Raw genomic sequence first — 19,981 nt, 5'->3', positions numbered from 1 at the left:
GTTACTCAATTTAATCTCCTCCTACTCCGCTTCTTTTTCACAACAGGCTACTTCTTCTTCTACATCTTCCAGTACTTCATCAAACATTGTTAATAAGTCTCTGACCTTTTGGTCTCTTAAACTGTAATAAATATATTTTCCTTCTTGTCTTCCAACAACCATCCCACATCCCTTTAAACAAGCAAGATGCTGAGAAATGTTGGACTGACTTGCATTAACAGTTTGAATAATTTCTGAGACCGTTTTTTCATTATGCTTTATAGCTTCAAGTATTTGAATTCGAGTACGATGAGAAAAGCCATGTAAAAATTTAACCTTCAAATCTAAATTAGAAGTTATCAATTCTGTCACCTCACATATTCGTTTATACTAATATGTTGTACATTCATCATATTACCAATAACGAATATGTGTGTCAATGTAAGAGCAGAAACTTTTATGACTATTATTTGAACAAGTAAGATATTGTTCAACTTTAAGATTAATTAATGGTACTATAACATTACATAAAAAAATAAAGAGGTGTTTTAATGAATGGTAAAAGTTCTCCTATTAAAATCACCGTAATTATTACCTTGGTAATTATTGCGTTAATTGTTGCTATTGTGGTGCTTACCAACAATGGGGAAGAAAATGACACAGCAACCGGAAACCAACCTTCCATTGAGGGACAACCAGTCATGGGAGAAGAAGATGCTCCTTTAACTATTGTGGAATTTGGAGATTTTAAATGCCCAGCATGCAAAGCTTGGGGTGAGCAATATTTTCCTCAAATAAAACAGGATTATATTGATACTGGAAAAGCTAAATTTGCTTACATTAATGTTCTATTCCACGGGGAAGAATCCAAACTTGGCTCCCTTGCAGCAGAAGCTGTATGGTCACAAAACTCTGGTGCATATTGGGACTTTCATAAACAGTTATTCGCACAACAACCAGCAGACGATCATGATGCAAAATGGTTAACGATGGATACAATTATGAAGCTAGCTGATAATATGGATGAAATTGATGCAGAGCAACTGAAAAAGGATGTAGAAAATAACACGCATTTGGATGCTGTAAATAAAGATACACAGTTAGTAACTGAGCACAATGTGGAGTTAACTCCGTCGATCATGGTTAATGATAAAATGATTGAGGATCCTTTTGACTATGCAGCTATTCAAGCAGCAATTGAGCAAGAGCTGGAAGGAAACTAATAAATGACAAATAAGTCCAGGAAACAACTTTATCTCTATTTTGCTTGGCTGGTTTCTGTTATAGCAACACTCGGAAGTTTGTATTTCAGCGAAATTCTTCACTATATTCCATGTGAACTTTGCTGGTATCAACGAATTATAATGTACCCATTAGCATTGATTCTTGGTGTTGCTACATTTACTAACGATGCGCAAGTGAAAAAATATGTACTGCCTCTTAGTTTAATCGGCTGGTGTATCTCTCTCTTCCATTATTTAGAGCAGAAGGTACCTGGTTTTGCAAAACTAAAAGCGTGTGCTGATGGAGTACCTTGTGATGCAGCGTATATCAATTGGCTTGGTTTTATTACGATTCCTTTCCTTGCGCTCATTGCTTTTACATTGATTAGTATTTTTATGTTTTTGTTAAGAAAAAAATAAGTTAATTACTAGAGCCATCCTTTTAGGATGGCTCTTTTTCCTTTTATAGAAATTATTCATCTACGGGTATTACACTTTCCAATATAATTTAAAGTTTTGTAGACGTATCTCATGTTAATTGTGTAAATTACTTATCTTTTCTAGCTTATGTAAGTTTATCAAATAAAAAAAGGCGAAAGAGACATTCTCTTTTCGCCATATTGTTAACCTAACCTAAAGCCACATCCAAGATCATCATAATGGTAAAACCAATCATTAAACTCATGGAAGCAAGGTCTTTATTTCCATTTTCCTGGGAACCGGGGATAACTTCTTCTGCAACTACAAAGATCATTGCGCCTGCTGCGAAGCTAAGAGCATAGGGCAATAATGGTTGCACCACAGTTACAGCTACTGCGCCGATTATCCCGGCAATTGGCTCCACCATTCCTGAAGCCTGCCCATACATAAAACTCTTCCCACGGGACATTCCTTCCCTTCTTAGAGGCATAGAAACTGCTAAACCCTCAGGAAAGTTCTGAATACCTATACCGACAGCAAGTGCTATGGCACCAGCTAAAGAAGCGGAAGGCAGATCAGCTGCAATTGCACCAAACGCCACACCTACAGCTAGACCTTCAGGAATATTGTGTAACGTAATTGCAAATACAAGTAATGTACTTCTTTTTTTGCTTTCTGGGTTTATCCCTTCTGCTTCATTCATGGATGAAGAAGTTGGATGAAGATGTGGTAGTATTTTATCAGATATCCACAGGAATATTCCTCCAAGCATAAAACCTACCGCTGCCGGGACCCAGACTGGAACCGGCCCTCCTTCCGCCATATCCAGTGCAGGAGAAAGCAATGACCAGAAACTTGCAGCTATCATAACACCGCCCGCAAAACCTAACATGCTGTCCATAAACCGTTGATTAAAGCCCTTTGTCGCAAAAACAAGAGCTGCTCCCAACGCTGTCATTCCCCATGTAAATAAGGTTGCTAAGGCTGCTTGAGCTATAGGGTTCAAATTTAAAAAGTGATCAACCATAATGCATATGCTCCTTTGTGTAAGATTACCAATTTAAATAGTTTACTTCATCTATATTCCCATTTTAAGTTATGTAAACCATATTTTTTAAATCTAGTTGTGATTATAGTTAATCATTTTGCATGTGGCAAACATTATGCCTTATTGGTTGTCACACTTCACACCGAGTATCATAATTGGCTCATACATTAAGGTTTATGTATGTAAAAAATAATAATTGTTGATAAAATGGGGCACTCTATTCATAAATTGGAGGTGATAGAATGCAACATTGGAAAGCAGTACTTATAAAGTTTATTATGTGTTTCGCGGTATTAGGGCTTGTATTGGGTTTATTTTTTGGTGTTTCCTTTGCCAATATCTTAATTCTAAGTGTCCTGCTTACGGTTGTTTCTTATATAGCTGGAGATGTTTATTTATTACCAAGGTTTGAAAATTGGGGAGCAACTTTATCTGATTTCACTCTTGCATTTGTAGCCATATATTTATTAGGTTCTTTTCTGTTTGAAACGGAAGTCCCTCTGGCGACCGCTTCACTTGTATCCTCTGCATTTCTCGCAGTTGGAGAGTACTTCTTCCATAAATACATGGCTGAAAATGTGTTAGATGGCCATGCTATTCGATCTGATGAAGAAAAAGAACTTATTCACCAGAAACTTCAGGCCGAATATAGCGAGGAATTGAATAAAGGTATCCCGGAAGATAGAGAGAAATAAAGTAGCGCTTCATACTAAAAATAAGGGGCACTGATCTGTGCCCCTTACATAATCAGAAGTTATTTAATTACCTCTATTTCAACTGTTTATACAGGTTTGCCATTTCAATTGCCGTAACAGCAGCGTCTGCACCTTTATTTCCTGCTTTGGTGCCTGCCCGTTCAATTGCTTGTTCAATTGTGTCTGTGGTCAGCACTCCAAAAATGACTGGAACTTCGCTTTGCATACCAGCATTCGCAATTCCTTTCGCTGCTTCTCCACTCACATAATCAAAATGAGATGTAGCACCGCGAATAACTGTCCCCAGAGTAATTATTGCATCGTACCTCTCAGACCCAGCAAGCTTCTTTGCAGCAAGTGGAAGTTCAAAAGCTCCCGGAACCCAGACAACGGTAATATTATTTTCTTCCACTCCATGGCGTTTTGATGCATCGATTGCACCATCCAGCAGTCTTCCAGTAATAAAATCATTAAAGCGGGAAACTACTATACCAAGCTTTAGATCTGTACCAACCAGGTTACCTTCAATTACATTTTTCATTCTAACTCTCTCCTTTAGTATGTTAATAAATGTCCAAGTTTTGTTTTTTTTGTTTGTAAGTATACTTCATTTTCTATTTTTACAGGCATTTGTAAAGGCACCCGTTCTACCAGTTGCAGACCATGACCACTCAACCCTGCTATTTTACGTGGGTTATTTGTTAGTAACCTCATTTTAGTCACACCTAAATCCCGCAAAATTTGAGCTCCTATTCCATAATCGCGTAGATCTTCAGCAAATCCTAATTTTTGGTTGGCTTCCACCGTATCATAGCCTTCCTCTTGCAGTTTATATGCCTTTAATTTATTGATTAATCCAATACCACGGCCTTCTTGACGCATATAAAGCAAAACCCCCCTACCTTCTTCCTCAATTTTCATAAGCGCCCTGTGGAGCTGTGGACCGCAATCACAGCGATTTGATGTGAACACATCGCCAGTAAGGCATTCAGAATGAACGCGAAGTAAAATTGGTTCCTCTCCTGTTAGATCCCCTTTTACAAGTGCAATGTGCTCTTTTCCATCTATTGTATTAGAATAACCAATAGCCCGAAAATCTCCAAACTCCGTCGGCAGTTCAATCTCAACCTCACTTTTCACTAAAGATTCATGCTGCAAGCGATATTCTATTAATTGTTTAATTGTAATCATTTTGAGACCAAACTTTTTGGCAACTTTTTCAAGATCTCCTACTCTAGCCATCGTTCCGTCTTCATTCATAATTTCACATATTACCCCCGCTGGAGCAGCGCCTGCTAGTACAGCTAAATCAACCGCCGCCTCTGTGTGGCCAGCCCTTCTCAGTACACCTCCAGGCTTGGCCACCAGAGGAAATACATGACCCGGACTAGAAAAGTCAGTCGGCTTTGTCTCTTGTTTCACCATTTCCTGTATCGTTTTTGCTCGTTCAAACGCACTAATACCAGTCGTTGTCTGTTTATGGTCAATACTTGTGGTAAAGGCAGTTTCGTGACTGTCCGTGTTACGGTTAGTCATCGGGGTAAGTGCAAGCTTCTCGCTGATCTCTTCTGCAATTGGGGTACAAATTAGTCCCCTTCCTTCTTTAGCCATAAAATTGATTGTTTCCGGTGTAGCATATTCGGCAATCGCCAGGAAGTCACCTTCATTTTCACGGTCTTCATCATCACAGACAATAATCATTTTTCCTGACTTTAAATCCTCCAAAGCATCATTTATTTGACTGAACATCCGCTTACCCTCTTCCTATGTTTGAATACTAATGTTTAATCACTTACAATCTATGGTTCTTAGAATCCATTACGTTGTAAAAATTGTTCAGTTATTTTACTTTCCAATTGTTCTCCTGCTCTGTGTTCATGTACAAAGTAATACAAGTACTTTGCCAGCATGTCTGTTTCCAGATTAACCGAATCACCTGTAGCCTTTTGTCCAAGCACTGTCTCTCTTGCAGTATGTGGGATGATCGAAACGATAAGCGTATCTGCTTCTATCCCAAAGACAGTTAAAGAAATGCCATCTATAGCTACGGAGCCCTTCATGACTATATACTTAGATAAATCCGGCGATACAGAAATGTGAAAGTAAATGGCGTTCTCATTATGTTCTTTCTTCAAAATTTCTCCTATGCCATCTACATGTCCTGTTACAAAGTGACCATCAAATCTTCCAGTTGCAGGCATTGCTCTTTCCAGATTTACTTCTGTACGCTCTGTCAGTGCTACTAAAGATGTACTGTGGAAGGTTTCAGGCATGACATCAACAGTAAAATCCGTTGCAGTAAATCTAGTGACAGTGAGACATACACCATTTACAGCAATACTTTCACCATGCTTCAATCCTGGCATTATTTTGGTGGCTTGAATCGAAATTTCCATCGTTTTTCCCTGCTGCGTTATTTTTTTTACACTACCTAATTCCTCAATTATTCCTGTGAACATGGCGTACATCCCTTCCTCCGTGGTCTTGCTGTTATTTTTACATCAGTACCTATTTGTTTCATTTCTATAAACTCAAGTTCTTTTGCCTGCTCAACAAGCGGCGCTCCGTTACCTCCGATAAATGGCACAGCATGTTTCCCACCAATTATTTTTGGTGCCATGTATAAAATAAGTTGTTGAAATGCACTATCTTCAACAAAAGAGGCATGTATTTCAGAGCCGCCTTCTACTAGTACAGTCATGACATTTCTATTACCCAGATCTGCTAATACTTCATCAATAGAAATATCATGGGAAAGCAATGGAACAACTTCTACAAATTCATTACTGATTTTTCTCACTTTGTCTGGGTCTGCTTCGTTTCCAGTATAAATAATCGTCTTTACAGCTTGATCTGTAAGAACATTTGCTTCTAAGGAGATACGTAAATGCGTATCTAATATAATTCGAATGGGATTTTTTCCACCTTGGGGCAATCTGGTGGTTAAACGAGGGTTATCTTGAATGATGGTATGTATGCCTACTAATATAGCGTCATGTTCATGTCGTAGTTGATGAACGTCGCGCCTGGATTCTGGAGAGGTAATCCATTTGCTATCACCAGTTGATGCAGCAATTTTTCCGTCTAAGGATGTTGCTGCTTTAATTGTTACAAAAGGCTGTTGCTTTTTAATAAAGTGAAAAAAAGGTTCATTAAGTTCTTCCGCTTCCTTTTTTAAAAGGCCTGTATGCACTTCGATACCAGCCTCTTTAAGCTTCTTTATACCCTTACCTGCAACAAGAGGATTGGGATCCAGGGAAGCGATGATCACACGTCTTATTCCTGCTTGAATAATTGCATCTGCGCAAGGAGCTGTTCGACCAAAATGACTACATGGCTCGAGCGTTACATATATGTCAGCACCGAAAGCTTGCTCACCGGCAGCTTGAATGGCATGAATTTCTGCATGTGGGGTCCCGGCTTTTAAATGTGTACCTGTGCCAACAATAGAACCATCCTTTACAATAACAGCTCCAACGAGTGGGTTTGGACTTGTTTGCCCTTTGGCAGCTATGGCCAGCGAAAGTGCCAGTTTCATATAGTCTTCTTCCAGCAAAGTTAGCACTCCTTCCCCTATTTTATTTCTCCAGTTAAATTAACATAAATACAACAAGCCCCGTATACCAATAATGGCAGTACGGGGCTATAACATGACGAATAACAAGCATTTAGAAATTAACCATTGAAAAAGAAGGCGCTGAAAGAAAACAGGGCATTAGAAACTTCCTGCCATTTCGTGGATCGCATCTTTTTTAATAGTTTATTTAATACATATTTTCCAGTCATTCCTTCTCCCATCCAGACTATACTGTCGGCTTTGGAATTTCACCAAATCCACCGTTTTCAATAAAGAAACCGGGTCACGGACTGAGAGGGGACAAGCCCTCATCACCGCCGGTAGGGAATTTCACCCTGCCCCGAAGGAAATTCTATTCGATTAAAAAAAGTCTACCATATAACAATTATTTTGACAACGATCTTTGTTCAAACGAGTAATTACAAATGTTTTTAGATGGGTGAATAGCAACCCCACGCACAGTTTCTTTACTATTTAAGTTGGGGGTAAGCAATCACATCATGTTTTTCTAGCAATTTACCGCTTTTTTAATTGATTCAATGATCGCTTCCTTTATATCATCTTCTTGGTAGTTTAGCACCGGCATTGTTTCGTTTGGATCAAGGTATGCTTCTCTATTTTGCATTTCTGCAGTTTGCGCTCCATGGATAGCTCTTTCTTTCCCTTCGTAAGCCAGCTTTTCGTCTGCCTTTTGAAATGAAGGCTTCATTTGTTCTAATGGTACTACTTTTATCTCTGTATCCTCTTGTCCAAGGGTGTCTGCTATAATTTTATAAAATGCTTCATAGGACATATTTTCACCACATATGGCGTAACTCCTCTTATGCTCACCATTTTCCAATGCACCAACAGTTGCTTCTGCTACCTGCTTTACTGTAACCATAGCTGTTCCACCTTGCAATACAGGCACAACATCTTTCCCTTGTACCTGAGGTAAAAACATTTTCCAAAGTGGTGTACGGCCAGGCATTGTACCGAAGATATATGGCAGGCGTAATGCCATGACGTCCATTTCATTTTCACCTTCCATAAAGGCGATCTCTTCTTGAAGTTTTCTTGTTCGCGGGTACGCCTCTGTTTCAAAAAGATTTAGATCCTGCCATTTCTCAGCAAATTCCACGTGATATGATCCATGAATCACAAATTTTTTAACACCTGCTCTTTTGGCAAGCCGCGCCAAACGTTGTGTTGGCAGTACATTTTGTTCATAATAAAATTTCTCAGCAGGAGCTTCCGGAAGTGTCCGCTCATCCACCCCAGCTGCATATACAAACTTGTCACAATCCCGAAGCAACTCCAATACTTCTTCATCTGACAATACATTTATATCTCCTAAATGTTTTTCCACTTCATCAGAGATAAGCTCATTCATTAGCTTTTCTTTTCTTGCTATTGTTTTTACTTCATACCCTTTAGCCAATAATTCTTTAATCGTTTGGAATCCGAGCAGTCCCGTGCCGCCCAGTACAAAAGTTTTTGCCATATCTTACTCCTCCTTACAGGCATTGATTAGCCCTCTAGGCTTATTCCACTCTGAGAAGCTAGTTAATCTCTTTTTTAAAACAAATATATTTAGTTACGTTATCTAAATATACTGTTAGTAAATAATAAACCTATCTTTTAATCCTATTCAGTGTAGAAATTATTACAATCAGATTGTTTTGGATTTAAAAAGGGTAAATAAACTATGATGTTAAGCAATAAAAATGAAAGGAGCAGTTATATTGATCCATGTATATGGAGTAAACGCAAAAGGAATTATAGAAAAAAACATCCCAATATCAACTATAAACTTATCTGATTACAAATGGATCTGGGCGGATTTTAACCAGCCCACGGAAGAGGAAGTAAATTACCTGACTACAGTATTTCAATTTCACCCACTTGCTATTGAAGACTGTATGCACAGATTGCAACGTCCTAAACTGGATTATTATACGGATTACACGTTTTATGTTACCCACAGTGTTCGAGTGGAGAAGGATGAACTCATTAAAGAAGAACTGGATTTTTTTGTAGGTGAGAATTTTATCGTTACATTTCACCGCGAACCATCTATGGAAGTAATTCAAGTGAAAGATAGACTCGTCGGACAAAAAGGAACGGAAAACTGGGATACGTATGATGTCTTCCACCAAATTCTTGATAAAATCGTGGATAATTATTTTCCGCTAATTTACGATATTGAGGATGAACTAGACGTCATTGAGGATAATAGGGAAAATAAAACGATGAATGATTTGGTAACAGAGCTATTTGATATTAGACATATGTTGGTAAATTTAAGACATACCGTTAATCCAATGCGAGATTTGCTTTATCGCATGTTAAACTCTCAGCATCAAGCTGGTGTGAAAGAAAGAAAAGAGTACTTTTCCGATATTTATGATCACTTGCTGAAAATCTCGGAAATGATTATGTCCAATCGCGAAATTACTGCAGATATCAGAGATAGCTATTTATCTTTAAATGCCCACCAAACAAATAATGTCATGAAGGTTTTGACTATCATTACATCAATATTTGTTCCATTAACCTTTATTGCAGGTATATATGGAATGAACTTTACTTACATGCCAGAGCTAACATGGAAATACGGTTATTTTGTTTCTCTTGGAGTAATGGGGATAATTGCCGTGGCTATGTATATGTGGTTTAAGAAAAAAGGCTGGTTTTAAAATAGTTCACCTACTAAGCTCCCGTTATATGTTGAAAAAATTGGAGTTGTTAAGAGTAATGTAAAAAGAAACGGATGGCTCCTTCCATCCGTTTCTTTTTTCATGTTTTTCAACTATGTGAGTCCCTGCACCATGTATAAAGGCCATTTCCCTCTGTATCGGCCAATTCTTCATTTCTGAAATAAGCTGCTGTGTCATCATCCAGTCCATAACCAGTCGAAACACCCAGCTTTCTAACGTTTGCCTGCAAATTTTCTGCTTCCTGCCATTTCGAATAATGGACACTAATAACCGTATTCTTTACTAAGCCCAATCCTTTAAGAATCAACTTCTTACCTTTTGTGTTATCAATCGGTGGAATAATGCAATGCTCTGGGGAAATTAAAGCACCTGCTGAAAAGCCTGCAACTGGTACTCCTTGTTCATACAGATCTCTTATCTGTTTAGCAAGCTCCGTACTTACAATCATTTCTTGGTATCTTTCTGTTTCCCCTCCACTAATTATTAACCCAGTACACTCTAATAACTTTATTCTGTTCGTTTCTTTCGCTTTCTCTGTTAATGGAAGATATTCAAAATTTTTGTGACCATGTTTTCTTAATATAGATGTATAGATATTCATGTATTCTTTCCATCCATCTCTAGGGATAAATAATATAGCGATTTTCCCATTATTAGAAAAAGCCAAATCTGCAAAAAGCTTACCAAATCTTTCCCCGAACGGTGGGCTGCCACCATATAGGAATAGATGTTTTTCTATCATATTGTAACACCCCCTTAAATAATTCCACTTCTCCCACATAGACCTTGACAGGAAGAATACGAGAGGAGTTTGTAATAGTGTGTTTCCTAGTAGTCCCTAAAAATAGGAACAACCCTCCTTTATTCACCTGTTTCTGCAAACCGTTTAATTCTCTCTCCAATCTCATCCCGTACTCGTTGAAATACGCTCCATTTTTCTTCTTCTGTCCCTGTTGCCTTAGCTGGATCATCAAAACCCCAATGCTCACGTCTTACATGTGGTGGTGTCATTGGACATTTATCTGCTGCATCTCCGCACAGCGTTACAGCCAAGTCTGCATTATTCAAAAACGTAGGATCAATGATTTCAGATTTTTGCTCAGATATATCTATATCAATTTCCTTCATTGCTTTTACTGCATTTGGATTTAAACCATGTGCTTCGATGCCTGCGCTCTTTACTGTCCACTCATCACCTAGAATTTTGTTGGCCCACCCTTCAGCCATTTGACTTCTGCACGAATTACCAGTGCACAAAAAATAAATTGTTTTTTTGTCCATTGTTGTTCCTCCTTATTGTTATAAAATAACTAGTGTAAGATAAAGTCCCAATAATGTAATAAATAAAATAGGGATTGTTAATATGACTCCGATCTTAAAATAAGTTCCCCAGGAGATCTTGACTCCTTTTTGAGATAACACATGTAGCCATAATAGAGTAGCAAGAGAACCGATTGGCGTAATCTTGGGCCCTAGGTCCGAACCGATTACATTTGCATAAATAAGTGCTTCACGCATCACTCCAGATGTATTTGTATCTGCAATAGCAATTGCATCAATCATCACTGTTGGCATATTATTCATAATGGAGGATAGAATAGCTGCAATAAAGCCCATGGCAATCGTAGCTACAAATAACCCATGTTCTGCGCTTTTTTGAATAATATCTGCCAATACATCTGTAAGTCCAGCATTTCTTAAACCAAATACAACGACATACATACCGATAGAGAAGAACACGATCGCCCATGGTGCACCTTTTATAACTGATTTTGTGTCTACTGCCTCACTGTTTCTAGCCATTAAAATAAAGAAAATCGCTACAATTCCTGCCACAATAGAAACAGGCAGGTTAATAAACTCACTTATGAAATATCCAATTAGTAGTATGCCAAGAACGATCCAGGACAAATTAAACATCTTTATGTCCTTTATTGCTTCCAACGGTTTTTTCAGTTGGGACAATTCATAATTACGCGGAATACTTTTTCTAAAATATAACAAAAGAACAAGAATGGTTGCTGTTAGAGAGAAAAGATTAGGGATAATCATTCTTGTTGCATACTCCACAAAACCAATATCAAAGAAATCTGCTGACACAATATTAACTAAATTACTAACAACTAATGGAAGTGATGTAGTATCAGCAATAAATCCACTTGCCATAATAAACGGGAAGATCATTTTTTCCCCGAAATTCAAGTTACGAACCATCGCTAAAACAATTGGTGTTAGAATAAGTGCTGCACCATCATTCGCAAAAAAAGCTGCAACAATGGCTCCTAAAATACTTACATAAATAAACATTTTCATTCCGTTGCCTTTAGCGGCTCTGGCCATATGTAATGCTGCCCATTCAAAAAAACCAATTTCATCCAAAATTAACGAAATAAGAATAATTGCTACAAACGCCAATGTTGCATTCCATACAATCCCGGTTACTTCAATCACATCATGAAATCCAACTACTCCCGCTAGTAAAGCAAGTGCAGCTCCACCGCAAGCAGACCAACCAATAGACAACCCCTTTGGCTGCCAAATAACCAAAATAAGCGTGAGTAAAAATATACATGATGCAAGTAAAACAGATATTGACAATGTACTTTCCTCCTTTTAACAACAAGTAATTCGTAAACCTTGTTCTTCTAATTCTTTTAATTTACCATCCTGACTAGGTAATTGATTCAAGATCTGCTGAATAAATGGATAAAACTCATTTTCTTTATGCAACGAATAAAAAATCCATTGACCTCTTCTCTCCTCTTGTACAAGACCTAAATCTCTTAGCTTTCGAAGATGTTGGCTTACAGAAGATTGACTTGTTTTAAAGATTTCCACAAACTCGCATACACAACAATCATGATTATCCAATATTTTCACCATCGTTAAACGTGTTTTGTCACCAAGCAACTTCAATAAAATGGCCGCTTTATTTATATCCAGGTTTTCCACTTTCTCCACCTCCCACAACATCTTATTAGTATATTATGATTTGCTTATATATACAATCACAACAGGCAGATTTATGATGTAACATAAAACTGCCTGTTAACTAGCATACAAGTATTCCATTAAAAAGTCTTCCTGCTATTTTACTCAACAAAGCGTAGTAAATCTCCCAAAATTAATTCATCGGAAAGTTTGAGTTCCTGTCGACCTATTTCTAAATATTTTTCACATGCAGATGTCTCAATTACTTCATTTGATTCTTTGTTGTAGCATTTGCGATCAATGTAAGCATATTTTTCTGTTACGATATCCCCGTTTCGAAAAATGACAGGCTGTTCTTCATTCCTTGTAAAAAGATTTCTGCTTAAAGTAATATGTTGATCAGCAGGAATTCCTAATAGATCTAGCAGTGTCGCATGAATATCTATTTCCCCTGCGACAGTCTTTATCTCTTCTCCCTTCTGTCCTGGTATATGGATGAGAAGGGGTATCTTTTGCAGCTCTAAATGATTAAATGAACTCTGCTCTTGTCCAAGCAATTCGTGCACACCCAGCTCATATTTTCTGGAGATTCCATAATGATCACCATAAAACACAAAAATGCTATCTTCATACATCCCTTTTTCCTTCAGGGAGGAAATAAATTGCTCCAACGCCTTATCTTGATAACTTACTGTTGTAATATAACGATTAACCACATCTACACTGGTCTCAGCAGGGGGAATGAATTGGTCTTTATCCTCCAATAAAAATGGAAAGTGATTTGTCATGAGAACAAACTTTGCCATATATGGTTCTTGTAAATTGTCCATTTTTTTTATTGATTGTTTTAGAAAGGGTATATCCTTTATCCCATAATTAACTGAATTCTCCTCCGATACTTCATAATCTTTCTTTGAAAAATAACGGTCATAGCCAAGTGATTGGTACATTTGATCTCTATTCCAAAAGGAAGCATCATTTCCATGAAAAGCAAAAATCTTATAATCACCTGTTCGCTTAAGTACTTTTGGCAAGGATTCAAAATGATTCTCCGGGCGCCTGACATTTACAGAACCACTTGGCAATGGGTATAGCCCTGTATCAATCATAAATTCTGCATCGGAGGTTTTTCCCTGTGCTGTCTGATCATAAATGTTAGAAAAATAATAGCTTTCTTTAGCCAATTCATTCAAAAAGGGAGTAATTTCTTCCCCATTTATCTTCTCGTTGATTACAAAGTTTTGTGTTGATTCAAGGCTGACGAGCACCAAATTTTTTCCCTTTGCAAGTCCAAAGTTTTCGGACCTGTTGACCCCATCAGGCTGAACATTCTCTGCTGTTTTAATAGCATCTTTTTCATCTGCAGCCACTTTCATCAATGGTGCGTGAATGCCATCAATTAAATTAACAATTTGGTAATTATATAAGCCTATTTGCTGGACAAGCTGCTCCCTGTCATAACCGGTCGTTAATAAATATGGATTATTCCATAACGCGATACTGAAGGTAAGCGCAATAGACACCAAGCTTGTCGTTGCATAATTTCTTTTTTTGGGCATACGAATTTCTTTGGTTTTCCTATAAGTATGTATGACTAAATAGATTACAAGCCCAATATCTGCAATAATAAACAAATCAAACGGCGAAATCAGCTCAGCTGTACTTGGACCTAGTCCCCCTACATTACTTAATTGCAACAATACGGATACAGTAACAAAATCGATATAAAATCGATAGTAAAGCAAATTGGCATAGAGCAAGCCACTTATAAGAACATATCCAACGATAAAAACAACTGGCCGGACTTGCTTTGATAATAAGAAGCTTATGCCCATAAGTAACATGATGATCCCTAGCGGCCCAATTATTAAAAGAAGTACATCCTGCCATGCGTTCAACGACACATCAAATTGAGTCCAGGTTACAATTACCGTTTTCAACCATAAAATAACGACAGAAATAGCAACAAGGTTGTTAGATATAAAATTTAAGATTTTTTTCATTGGAAGCTTCCTTCCTTTTCCTTAGCAGAATGATACAGGCTAATAAGCAAGTCAATCGCCTTCATAACCTTATCAACAGGTTGTTCTCCCATAAGTGCTACTTGTATCCAATTACGGTTTAGTAAATAACTGCTTTGGTAGCTTATGTGCACTCCTTGCTGCCTGAGCATTTCACCAAATTTGTTTGAAGATATGAGGTCAGGTAAACATATGGTTAGAATACCCGGCGAATAATTCTCTCCCCATATTACATCCATCCCTTCATCCGTCAATACTCGGAAAATTCTTGCTGCAAGTTCCCTTGATGCTGGTTGCAATTGTTTAAGCGCTGCATGAAGTGCTAGTAAGCCATTGGATGAATGCGTAAACGGTACACCGTTCTTGCTCTGGTATAGTCCAAGGTCCAAATAACTCGGTATATATCCATTAGGTTCCAATTGTTCTTCATGAAATACAAGAGCTAATCCTGGATATGAACCTACCCCTTTGCCACTTACACTTGCTGCCAGATAAACTCCTTGAAGATCTATAGAAAGAATACCAAGACTACTGCATGCATCAAGGCAAAGCCTTACCTGATTCCTTTTACAATGAATCTTTAATTCTTCCAGAGGGAAAAGAAAGCCTGTGGAAGTCTCACAATGCACCGACCACAGCCAGTCAATTTCATCATTTGTTTCCAGCCTTTCTTTCACTTCTTCTGCTGTTATCGGCATGTTCCAAGGCTTTTGAAGGGTTTCAAAATCAAGCTGCCACTTGTTAGCTTGTTGAATTAATCTGTCGCCAAATTCCCCGTTGGAGAGGATAAGCCCCTTACCTTTTAATGTTGATAATTGGGCTGCCACCATTTCATTGGCAAGTGTCCCAGTTCCCACCGCAATTTCCACAAAAGATGCATTCGTTAAGTTACATAATTCCTGACGCACATCTTGAAAAATTCCCAGCAACTTTTCTGAACGATGAGATATCGCCGGTCTTTCAAATGCTTCTTTTACCTTGTCTGAAATAGAAACAGGACCGGGAAGAAAGCAATGGTCCAGTGTACCTTTTTCTCGTTTCATTAACCTTTGGAAAGCAAGAGTTGATTTTTCAAAGCTTTCAACTGTTAAATACATCGGTTGATATGGAGCTTCCTTTGTACCTACAAGCGGACCGAATGGTTTAAATCCAATGTGCTTATAAAGCCTTGTTTGTCTGGTTGTACCTGAGATAAGTGCCATATTGAAGCCTTGCTCTAAACAATAGGAAACTAACTTTTCACACAACCCATAGAATACGCTGCCACCCCGGTGTCGCTTTTTAATGGACAGTAATCGAATTTCACAGGGAACTGCATGGGCTGGTAAATACTCATCTAAATTGCTAAGCTTTTGGTCAAGGGAAAAGGGTCTTTCACCTCTTACAGTTATCATACCTATTACTTCTCCGGCAAGCTTGGCAATCACGTATGTGTTTTGTTCATGAAAACGATCCACCAGTATTCTCGTGTTATTTCTCTCATGTTGGGGTATCTCTTCAACAAATGTTTCATAGTTTAGTTGGTGGATTTGATCTATCTCTGCCTTGTCATCTGCCAGTTTATATAAAATCGATGTACGCTCCTTCATCTTCCTTCCCCATTTCTATGTAAAAAAATCACAATGAACAACAATATACTAAAAGCTGTTGCAAGAATAAATTCTGCTGTAATAAGCAGCATGACGGGTATGGCGGAAATGCCTATTAAACCTGCGATCGTGATGTTTTTCTCTAGTTTATAGAGTATTAATACAACTATCCCTGTTACCAGTAAAGCCTCAGGTGCAAGTACTAATGCCGCCGCCAGATAAACGACAACTCCCTTCCCCCCTTGAAACTGCAGTTGCACTGGCCACACATGACCGACCATAACCGATCCTGCTATCAATCCCAAAATCAGTTGCTGATCTCCAAGTATATAGGTAACTGTAACGAGGGGAACAACGGTTTTCACAGCATCGATCAATACAGTATAGATAAATGCTTCCCGCCCGAATACTCTGCCAGCATTTCTAGCTCCGGCGTTGGAACTACCCAATTCTCTTACATCCATATTCGCAAGCAATTTCCCAACGTAATAGGCACCGTTCATGCACCCAAATAAATAAGCTCCCACTATAAATATGAAAACAAGCACCTTTATTTCCCCCTCTCTAAGGGCGGATTAAAAACTTATATCATTATGAACTAAATAAATTAGAGTCTATATTTATAGTTCTGCAATAGCATAATAGACCAAAAACATTATCTCAAATTTCCATTATTTATACAATTTTATCTATTCCTCAAATGCTAATCATGTTATCTATAAATTTACCATAAATAGTCCCAAGCTAATGAATGAGCTTGGGATGAAAAAAATTAAACTGAAACTTTGGCGTAGATACAAGTATCCCTTAATTCAGGACGATCCACTGCAATATCTTCATTTTGTAAAATACCTTCTAATTTATACCCGAGTCTCTCAGGTATTGCTCTGCTTTTAATATTTCTACTGTCACACCGAATCTCTATCCTTCTCGCTTTCAGTTCAGTAAAGGCAAAATTAGTAATACCTGCAACAGCTTCCGTTACATACCCATTACCAGTAAAACGAGAATCAGCCCAATATCCTATTTCAAATTTAGGTATCTGCCAATTAATTCGATGTAAACCGGAAGAACATACAAGTTGCCCAGTCTCTTTCAAAAAGACGAGCAACCGTAAGTCTTCACGCTTAAGAAAATTGATATGGGCCTCACGAATATTTGCTTCTGTTGCCTCTTCTGATTGCTTATAATGTGCGAAAGGCATCCAGGGTTTTAGTTCTGAAAGCGAAGCCTGAACAGACGGAAACACAATTTTCCCATCTCCTGGTAATGGCATGCGTATGTACAACCTCTCTGTCTCAAATTCATGTGGAAACTCGATTAATAGTGGGTTCACAACAAAGCACCTCGTTTTATTTTCATAAAATAAACTATATTCTATCATATCCCACCTGATCTGGGGTAGAATTTGTAACTATATAAGGAAATTACATAGTCAAACCTCTCTACTAGGCAAAATAACGTTTTTATACTAATATAGGTAGCGGTAAATAACATTATATAAATGGAGGAGCCTATGAGTGACAAAAATAAAGGCATCATTTTATTACTATTGTCCGCGATGGGGTTTTCTTTAATGGCAGCTTTTGTAAAACTGTCCGGAAATGTTCCCACCGTTCAAAAAACCATGTTTCGAAATGCGGTATCCATGGTCATAGCCTTTGGTTTTGTAAAATACTATAAAGAACGTTTATTTGGCAAAAAAGAAAACCAGAAGATCCTTTTATTACGATCTTCGCTTGGTGCCATAGGTATCGTTTTATATTTCTATGCTATTGACCATCTGGTTCTTTCAGATGCAGACATGCTGAATAAAATGAGTCCATTTTTAACAATCATTTTTGCTGCCATATTTTTAAAAGAGCATGTGAGGAGGTTTCAGATCGTCGCGATCCTCATTGCCTTTGCTGGTACACTATTTATTATTAAACCGGAATTCGACTTGGAAACCATCCCCTATATGGCCGGATTTTTATCAGCTGTATTTGCAGCTGGCGCGTACACTGTTTTGCGTGTACTTGGAAGTAAAGAACAGTTTTATACAGTTGTTTTTTATTTTTCCTTTTTTACGACAATGATTTTGCTTCCATTTGTCATTATTTTTTATGAACCAATGACAATAAAGCAATGGATTTATCTTCTTGCAGCAGGTGTATTCGCAACAGTGGGCCAATTTGGGATAACCGTTGCTTATAAATATGCCCCCGCAAAAGAAATTTCTATTTTCTTCTACTCTACTGTCGTTTATTCAGCGTTGATCAGTATTGTCTTGTTTGGTCAAATTCCCGATATCTGGAGTATCATTGGTTATATCGCCATCTTCGGTGCATCGTTTTATATGTTTTTAAAAAATAACCATGAAAACAAAAAACTCTCTAAAATTGCTAAAGAAAAACACCAGCATTCTACGTGAAGTATGCTGGTGTTTTCTAAATTAGAAGGAATACTTAAATCAGTCATCTGGCTTGTCATGTTGGCGAGATTTTCGATAAAGAACACCTAAAAATACTGCTATTGTCACAATGGGAGCAACAATAACGAGAAGAATAAAGCCTTCTCCAAGTTTATTTTCAGCCATTGTAAGTGATAAATAGGTGAATATGACCACCATTTCAAAATTAATAACCGTCATGAATACCTGTGCAACTGGATAAATCCTTGGTGCATTTCTTTCTGTCACTTTAAATGGATAGTTAAAAAGATGCGGGTATTTGCTTAGAAAATATAGTGGGACATATAGTATCAAAGCAATTAAAGGCATAAGTAAAATGGTAGCTTTACTTCCCCAGTTATCCGGGTCCCCCGCTGCATTGAAGTGAATGGGAATTTGGTCAGGAAGATCTTTATAAATAGTGAAGACATAAATAAACGAAAATATAATACAAAAGAACGAGAGCAAATTCAGAACTGAATTCCATTTACTTAAAGTAAAATCAACTTTCGGATGGTTATTCATAGCTTTCCTCCTTATTTTCTATGCATTGCTCACTTTAAATTAAATGAAATATGGCAGCACGACAAGGAATAAAAGCACAAGACAATTCCCCATTAATCCAATAAATTTGTATCCACTCGGAGAAGATAAAAGCCCTGTCCCCACACCTACAGTTGCATAAAATATACTTTGTTCTGAAAAACTTCTTACCTCCACATAGATAGGCAACCACGACACCAATGCCATTAGAAACAGTACAGTAGAGATGATGCCTAAATTTTTCCGCACATTAGCCCCTCCAAAAAACTCCTTTATTTATTGTATTTTTTTGAAGCAGCTAATATGTAAGCGAGGTGTAAGTCTGAACGAAGCTCATCCTCCAGACTTGCTTCCTCATTACTTTAAGAACCTAGATTTTATTAATAACCCGACAACAACACCAAAAATAGCATGTCCGATTGTCCAATAAAGCCATGCTGCTATATTTGTATAAGCTGGTGGCGTCTCTGTCAATGCACTTAAGAAAAATAATATTCCACCACCGATCGTGTATACAGCCACATAAAGACTGGCGATTCTTTCCCATTTGAGTATCTTGAGTATATAAAATAAGGCAATAACACTTACAACACATGTAATAAAATGAAAAAGCATTCCAGCTCCAGGCACATTATCCCATTGTTTTAGCGCAGGAATATAATCCATGTTAAATAATAAAATATAAGCTGGATTTCCAGTCGTAATTTGAATAATTTTTAAGCTTAAGGCAAGTATAACACCAGCTATTATTCCAGTTGCCATTAGTCTAGCTATCTGCTTCATCGTGACCCTCCTGATTATATGTACAATTGCTTATACCACTAC

23 protein-coding genes and 1 riboswitch are annotated in these 19,981 nt (G+C 37.7%); of the genes, 5 read left to right on the top strand and 18 right to left on the bottom strand.

The features are described 5' to 3' along the window. Positions 1–21 precede the first annotated feature (21 nt). A complete protein-coding gene (locus X953_RS07495; protein WP_040955017.1) occupies positions 22–342 on the bottom strand; it encodes a metalloregulator ArsR/SmtB family transcription factor in 321 nt (106 codons plus the stop codon). A 188-nt stretch (positions 343–530) separates the two neighbouring features. Here X953_RS07495 and X953_RS07490 point away from each other — a divergent pair, with 188 nt between their 5' ends. Together X953_RS07490 and X953_RS07485 are read left to right on the top strand one after the other, a co-directional pair. Beyond that, on the top strand, positions 531–1,202 hold the full coding sequence (locus X953_RS07490; RefSeq protein WP_040955016.1) for a DsbA family protein: 672 nt from the start codon (positions 531–533) through the stop codon (positions 1,200–1,202). A gap of 3 nt (positions 1,203–1,205) precedes the next feature. Further along, the gene (locus X953_RS07485) at positions 1,206–1,622 is read left to right on the top strand and encodes a disulfide oxidoreductase (RefSeq protein ID WP_040955015.1); all 417 of its coding nucleotides are present in this window, start codon (positions 1,206–1,208) and stop codon (positions 1,620–1,622) included. Between the two features lie 208 nt (positions 1,623–1,830). On the opposite strand, the gene X953_RS07480 is transcribed toward X953_RS07485, so the two are convergent. Next, positions 1,831–2,649: a ZIP family metal transporter gene (locus X953_RS07480; RefSeq protein ID WP_040955014.1), complete on the bottom strand. Its 819-nt coding sequence runs from the start codon at positions 2,647–2,649 to the stop codon at positions 1,831–1,833. A gap of 263 nt (positions 2,650–2,912) precedes the next feature. Between X953_RS07480 and X953_RS07475 the strand changes: the two genes are divergently transcribed. Beyond that, positions 2,913–3,365: a YndM family protein gene (locus X953_RS07475; RefSeq protein ID WP_040955013.1), complete on the top strand. Its 453-nt coding sequence runs from the start codon at positions 2,913–2,915 to the stop codon at positions 3,363–3,365. Between the two features lie 73 nt (positions 3,366–3,438). On the opposite strand, the gene ribE (X953_RS07470) is transcribed toward X953_RS07475, so the two are convergent. The 5 genes from ribE (X953_RS07470) to X953_RS07450 form a co-directional block, all read right to left on the bottom strand. After that, complete coding sequence (gene ribE / locus X953_RS07470; protein ID WP_040955012.1) at positions 3,439–3,906, bottom strand: 6,7-dimethyl-8-ribityllumazine synthase; 468 nt, start codon at positions 3,904–3,906, stop codon at positions 3,439–3,441. Between the two features lie 14 nt (positions 3,907–3,920). Next, positions 3,921–5,114, bottom strand: coding sequence for a bifunctional 3,4-dihydroxy-2-butanone-4-phosphate synthase/GTP cyclohydrolase II (locus X953_RS07465; protein ID WP_040955011.1), 1,194 nt, complete (start codon positions 5,112–5,114; stop codon positions 3,921–3,923). Positions 5,115–5,173: 59 nt separating this feature from the next. Then, entirely contained in the window at positions 5,174–5,824 is a 651-nt protein-coding gene (ribE, locus tag X953_RS07460; RefSeq protein WP_040955010.1) for a riboflavin synthase, read from the bottom strand. Next, positions 5,809–6,921 carry a bifunctional diaminohydroxyphosphoribosylaminopyrimidine deaminase/5-amino-6-(5-phosphoribosylamino)uracil reductase RibD gene (gene ribD, locus X953_RS07455; protein ID WP_156958467.1) on the bottom strand — a complete coding sequence of 371 codons (1,113 nt, stop codon included), beginning with the start codon at positions 6,919–6,921 and terminating at the stop codon, positions 5,809–5,811. Before ribD ends, ribE (X953_RS07460) begins: the two co-directional genes overlap by 16 nt. A 226-nt stretch (positions 6,922–7,147) precedes the next feature. Further along, positions 7,148–7,294: riboswitch (FMN riboswitch) on the bottom strand. Positions 7,295–7,450: 156 nt separating this feature from the next. Beyond that, positions 7,451–8,425 (bottom strand): NAD(P)-dependent oxidoreductase, encoded by a 975-nt coding sequence (locus tag X953_RS07450; protein WP_040955009.1) that lies wholly within the window; start codon positions 8,423–8,425, stop codon positions 7,451–7,453. Positions 8,426–8,666: 241 nt separating this feature from the next. Here X953_RS07450 and corA point away from each other — a divergent pair, with 241 nt between their 5' ends. After that, positions 8,667–9,620 carry a magnesium/cobalt transporter CorA gene (gene corA / locus X953_RS07445; protein ID WP_040955008.1) on the top strand — a complete coding sequence of 318 codons (954 nt, stop codon included), beginning with the start codon at positions 8,667–8,669 and terminating at the stop codon, positions 9,618–9,620. Between the two features lie 109 nt (positions 9,621–9,729). On the opposite strand, the gene X953_RS07440 is transcribed toward corA, so the two are convergent. The 8 genes from X953_RS07440 to X953_RS07405 all read right to left on the bottom strand — a co-directional run bounded on the left by X953_RS07440 (position 9,730) and on the right by X953_RS07405 (position 17,566). Next, a complete protein-coding gene (locus X953_RS07440; protein WP_040955007.1) occupies positions 9,730–10,383 on the bottom strand; it encodes a Type 1 glutamine amidotransferase-like domain-containing protein in 654 nt (217 codons plus the stop codon). A 119-nt stretch (positions 10,384–10,502) separates the two neighbouring features. Then, a complete protein-coding gene (gene arsC, locus X953_RS07435; protein WP_040955006.1) occupies positions 10,503–10,922 on the bottom strand; it encodes an arsenate reductase (thioredoxin) in 420 nt (139 codons plus the stop codon). Between the two features lie 18 nt (positions 10,923–10,940). Continuing rightward, positions 10,941–12,239, bottom strand: a complete 1,299-nt coding sequence (locus X953_RS07430) for an arsenic transporter (RefSeq protein WP_052350084.1) — start codon at positions 12,237–12,239, stop codon at positions 10,941–10,943. A 15-nt stretch (positions 12,240–12,254) separates the two neighbouring features. Continuing rightward, positions 12,255–12,614 (bottom strand): helix-turn-helix transcriptional regulator, encoded by a 360-nt coding sequence (locus X953_RS07425; protein WP_040955005.1) that lies wholly within the window; start codon positions 12,612–12,614, stop codon positions 12,255–12,257. Between the two features lie 119 nt (positions 12,615–12,733). Then, the gene (locus tag X953_RS07420) at positions 12,734–14,575 is read right to left on the bottom strand and encodes an LTA synthase family protein (protein WP_052350083.1); all 1,842 of its coding nucleotides are present in this window, start codon (positions 14,573–14,575) and stop codon (positions 12,734–12,736) included. Continuing rightward, the gene (locus X953_RS07415; RefSeq protein ID WP_040955004.1) at positions 14,572–16,182 is read right to left on the bottom strand and encodes an aminotransferase class V-fold PLP-dependent enzyme; all 1,611 of its coding nucleotides are present in this window, start codon (positions 16,180–16,182) and stop codon (positions 14,572–14,574) included. Before X953_RS07415 ends, X953_RS07420 begins: the two co-directional genes overlap by 4 nt. Beyond that, positions 16,179–16,730 (bottom strand): glycerol-3-phosphate acyltransferase, encoded by a 552-nt coding sequence (locus X953_RS07410; protein ID WP_052350082.1) that lies wholly within the window; start codon positions 16,728–16,730, stop codon positions 16,179–16,181. The genes X953_RS07415 and X953_RS07410 overlap by 4 nt, the downstream gene beginning before the upstream one ends. 224 nt (positions 16,731–16,954) lie before the next feature. Then, positions 16,955–17,566 carry a GNAT family N-acetyltransferase gene (locus X953_RS07405; protein WP_232217787.1) on the bottom strand — a complete coding sequence of 204 codons (612 nt, stop codon included), beginning with the start codon at positions 17,564–17,566 and terminating at the stop codon, positions 16,955–16,957. A gap of 132 nt (positions 17,567–17,698) precedes the next feature. Between X953_RS07405 and X953_RS07400 the strand changes: the two genes are divergently transcribed. Further along, on the top strand, positions 17,699–18,595 hold the full coding sequence (locus X953_RS07400) for a DMT family transporter (RefSeq protein ID WP_040955002.1): 897 nt from the start codon (positions 17,699–17,701) through the stop codon (positions 18,593–18,595). A 39-nt stretch (positions 18,596–18,634) separates the two neighbouring features. Here X953_RS07400 and X953_RS07395 read toward each other — a convergent pair whose 3' ends face one another. The 3 genes from X953_RS07395 to X953_RS07385 all read right to left on the bottom strand — a co-directional run bounded on the left by X953_RS07395 (position 18,635) and on the right by X953_RS07385 (position 19,939). Further along, complete coding sequence (locus X953_RS07395; protein ID WP_052350081.1) at positions 18,635–19,138, bottom strand: DUF1648 domain-containing protein; 504 nt, start codon at positions 19,136–19,138, stop codon at positions 18,635–18,637. A 39-nt stretch (positions 19,139–19,177) separates the two neighbouring features. Next, positions 19,178–19,405, bottom strand: a complete 228-nt coding sequence (locus X953_RS07390; protein ID WP_040955001.1) for a hypothetical protein — start codon at positions 19,403–19,405, stop codon at positions 19,178–19,180. 108 nt (positions 19,406–19,513) lie between these two features. Further along, positions 19,514–19,939: a hypothetical protein gene (locus X953_RS07385; RefSeq protein WP_040955000.1), complete on the bottom strand. Its 426-nt coding sequence runs from the start codon at positions 19,937–19,939 to the stop codon at positions 19,514–19,516. Between the last annotated feature and the right edge of the window lie 42 nt (positions 19,940–19,981).

Source organism: Virgibacillus sp. SK37, assembly GCF_000725285.1.
Lineage (GTDB): Bacteria > Bacillota > Bacilli > Bacillales > Amphibacillaceae > Virgibacillus_Q.
This window is presented reverse-complemented; position numbering and strand designations above follow the sequence as displayed.

What these genes read in the sequence shown, in the direction of transcription:
- X953_RS07400 (WP_040955002.1), top strand. Translation starts at nt 17,699, where the DNA reads ATGAGTGACAAAAATAAAGGCATCATTTTATTACTATTGTCCGCGATG.
- ribE (WP_040955012.1), bottom strand. Translation starts at nt 3,906, where the DNA reads ATGAAAAATGTAATTGAAGGTAACCTGGTTGGTACAGATCTAAAGCTT.
- arsC (WP_040955006.1), bottom strand. Translation starts at nt 10,922, where the DNA reads ATGGACAAAAAAACAATTTATTTTTTGTGCACTGGTAATTCGTGCAGA.
- X953_RS07425 (WP_040955005.1), bottom strand. Translation starts at nt 12,614, where the DNA reads ATGTTGTGGGAGGTGGAGAAAGTGGAAAACCTGGATATAAATAAAGCG.
- X953_RS07450 (WP_040955009.1), bottom strand. Translation starts at nt 8,425, where the DNA reads ATGGCAAAAACTTTTGTACTGGGCGGCACGGGACTGCTCGGATTCCAA.
- X953_RS07490 (WP_040955016.1), top strand. Translation starts at nt 531, where the DNA reads ATGAATGGTAAAAGTTCTCCTATTAAAATCACCGTAATTATTACCTTG.
- X953_RS07485 (WP_040955015.1), top strand. Translation starts at nt 1,206, where the DNA reads ATGACAAATAAGTCCAGGAAACAACTTTATCTCTATTTTGCTTGGCTG.
- ribE (WP_040955010.1), bottom strand. Translation starts at nt 5,824, where the DNA reads ATGTTCACAGGAATAATTGAGGAATTAGGTAGTGTAAAAAAAATAACG.
- X953_RS07440 (WP_040955007.1), bottom strand. Translation starts at nt 10,383, where the DNA reads ATGATAGAAAAACATCTATTCCTATATGGTGGCAGCCCACCGTTCGGG.
- X953_RS07420 (WP_052350083.1), bottom strand. Translation starts at nt 14,575, where the DNA reads ATGAAAAAAATCTTAAATTTTATATCTAACAACCTTGTTGCTATTTCT.
- X953_RS07480 (WP_040955014.1), bottom strand. Translation starts at nt 2,649, where the DNA reads ATGGTTGATCACTTTTTAAATTTGAACCCTATAGCTCAAGCAGCCTTA.
- X953_RS07415 (WP_040955004.1), bottom strand. Translation starts at nt 16,182, where the DNA reads ATGAAGGAGCGTACATCGATTTTATATAAACTGGCAGATGACAAGGCA.
- X953_RS07395 (WP_052350081.1), bottom strand. Translation starts at nt 19,138, where the DNA reads ATGAATAACCATCCGAAAGTTGATTTTACTTTAAGTAAATGGAATTCA.
- X953_RS07465 (WP_040955011.1), bottom strand. Translation starts at nt 5,114, where the DNA reads ATGTTCAGTCAAATAAATGATGCTTTGGAGGATTTAAAGTCAGGAAAA.
- X953_RS07405 (WP_232217787.1), bottom strand. Translation starts at nt 17,566, where the DNA reads ATGATAGAATATAGTTTATTTTATGAAAATAAAACGAGGTGCTTTGTT.
- X953_RS07385 (WP_040955000.1), bottom strand. Translation starts at nt 19,939, where the DNA reads ATGAAGCAGATAGCTAGACTAATGGCAACTGGAATAATAGCTGGTGTT.
- X953_RS07475 (WP_040955013.1), top strand. Translation starts at nt 2,913, where the DNA reads ATGCAACATTGGAAAGCAGTACTTATAAAGTTTATTATGTGTTTCGCG.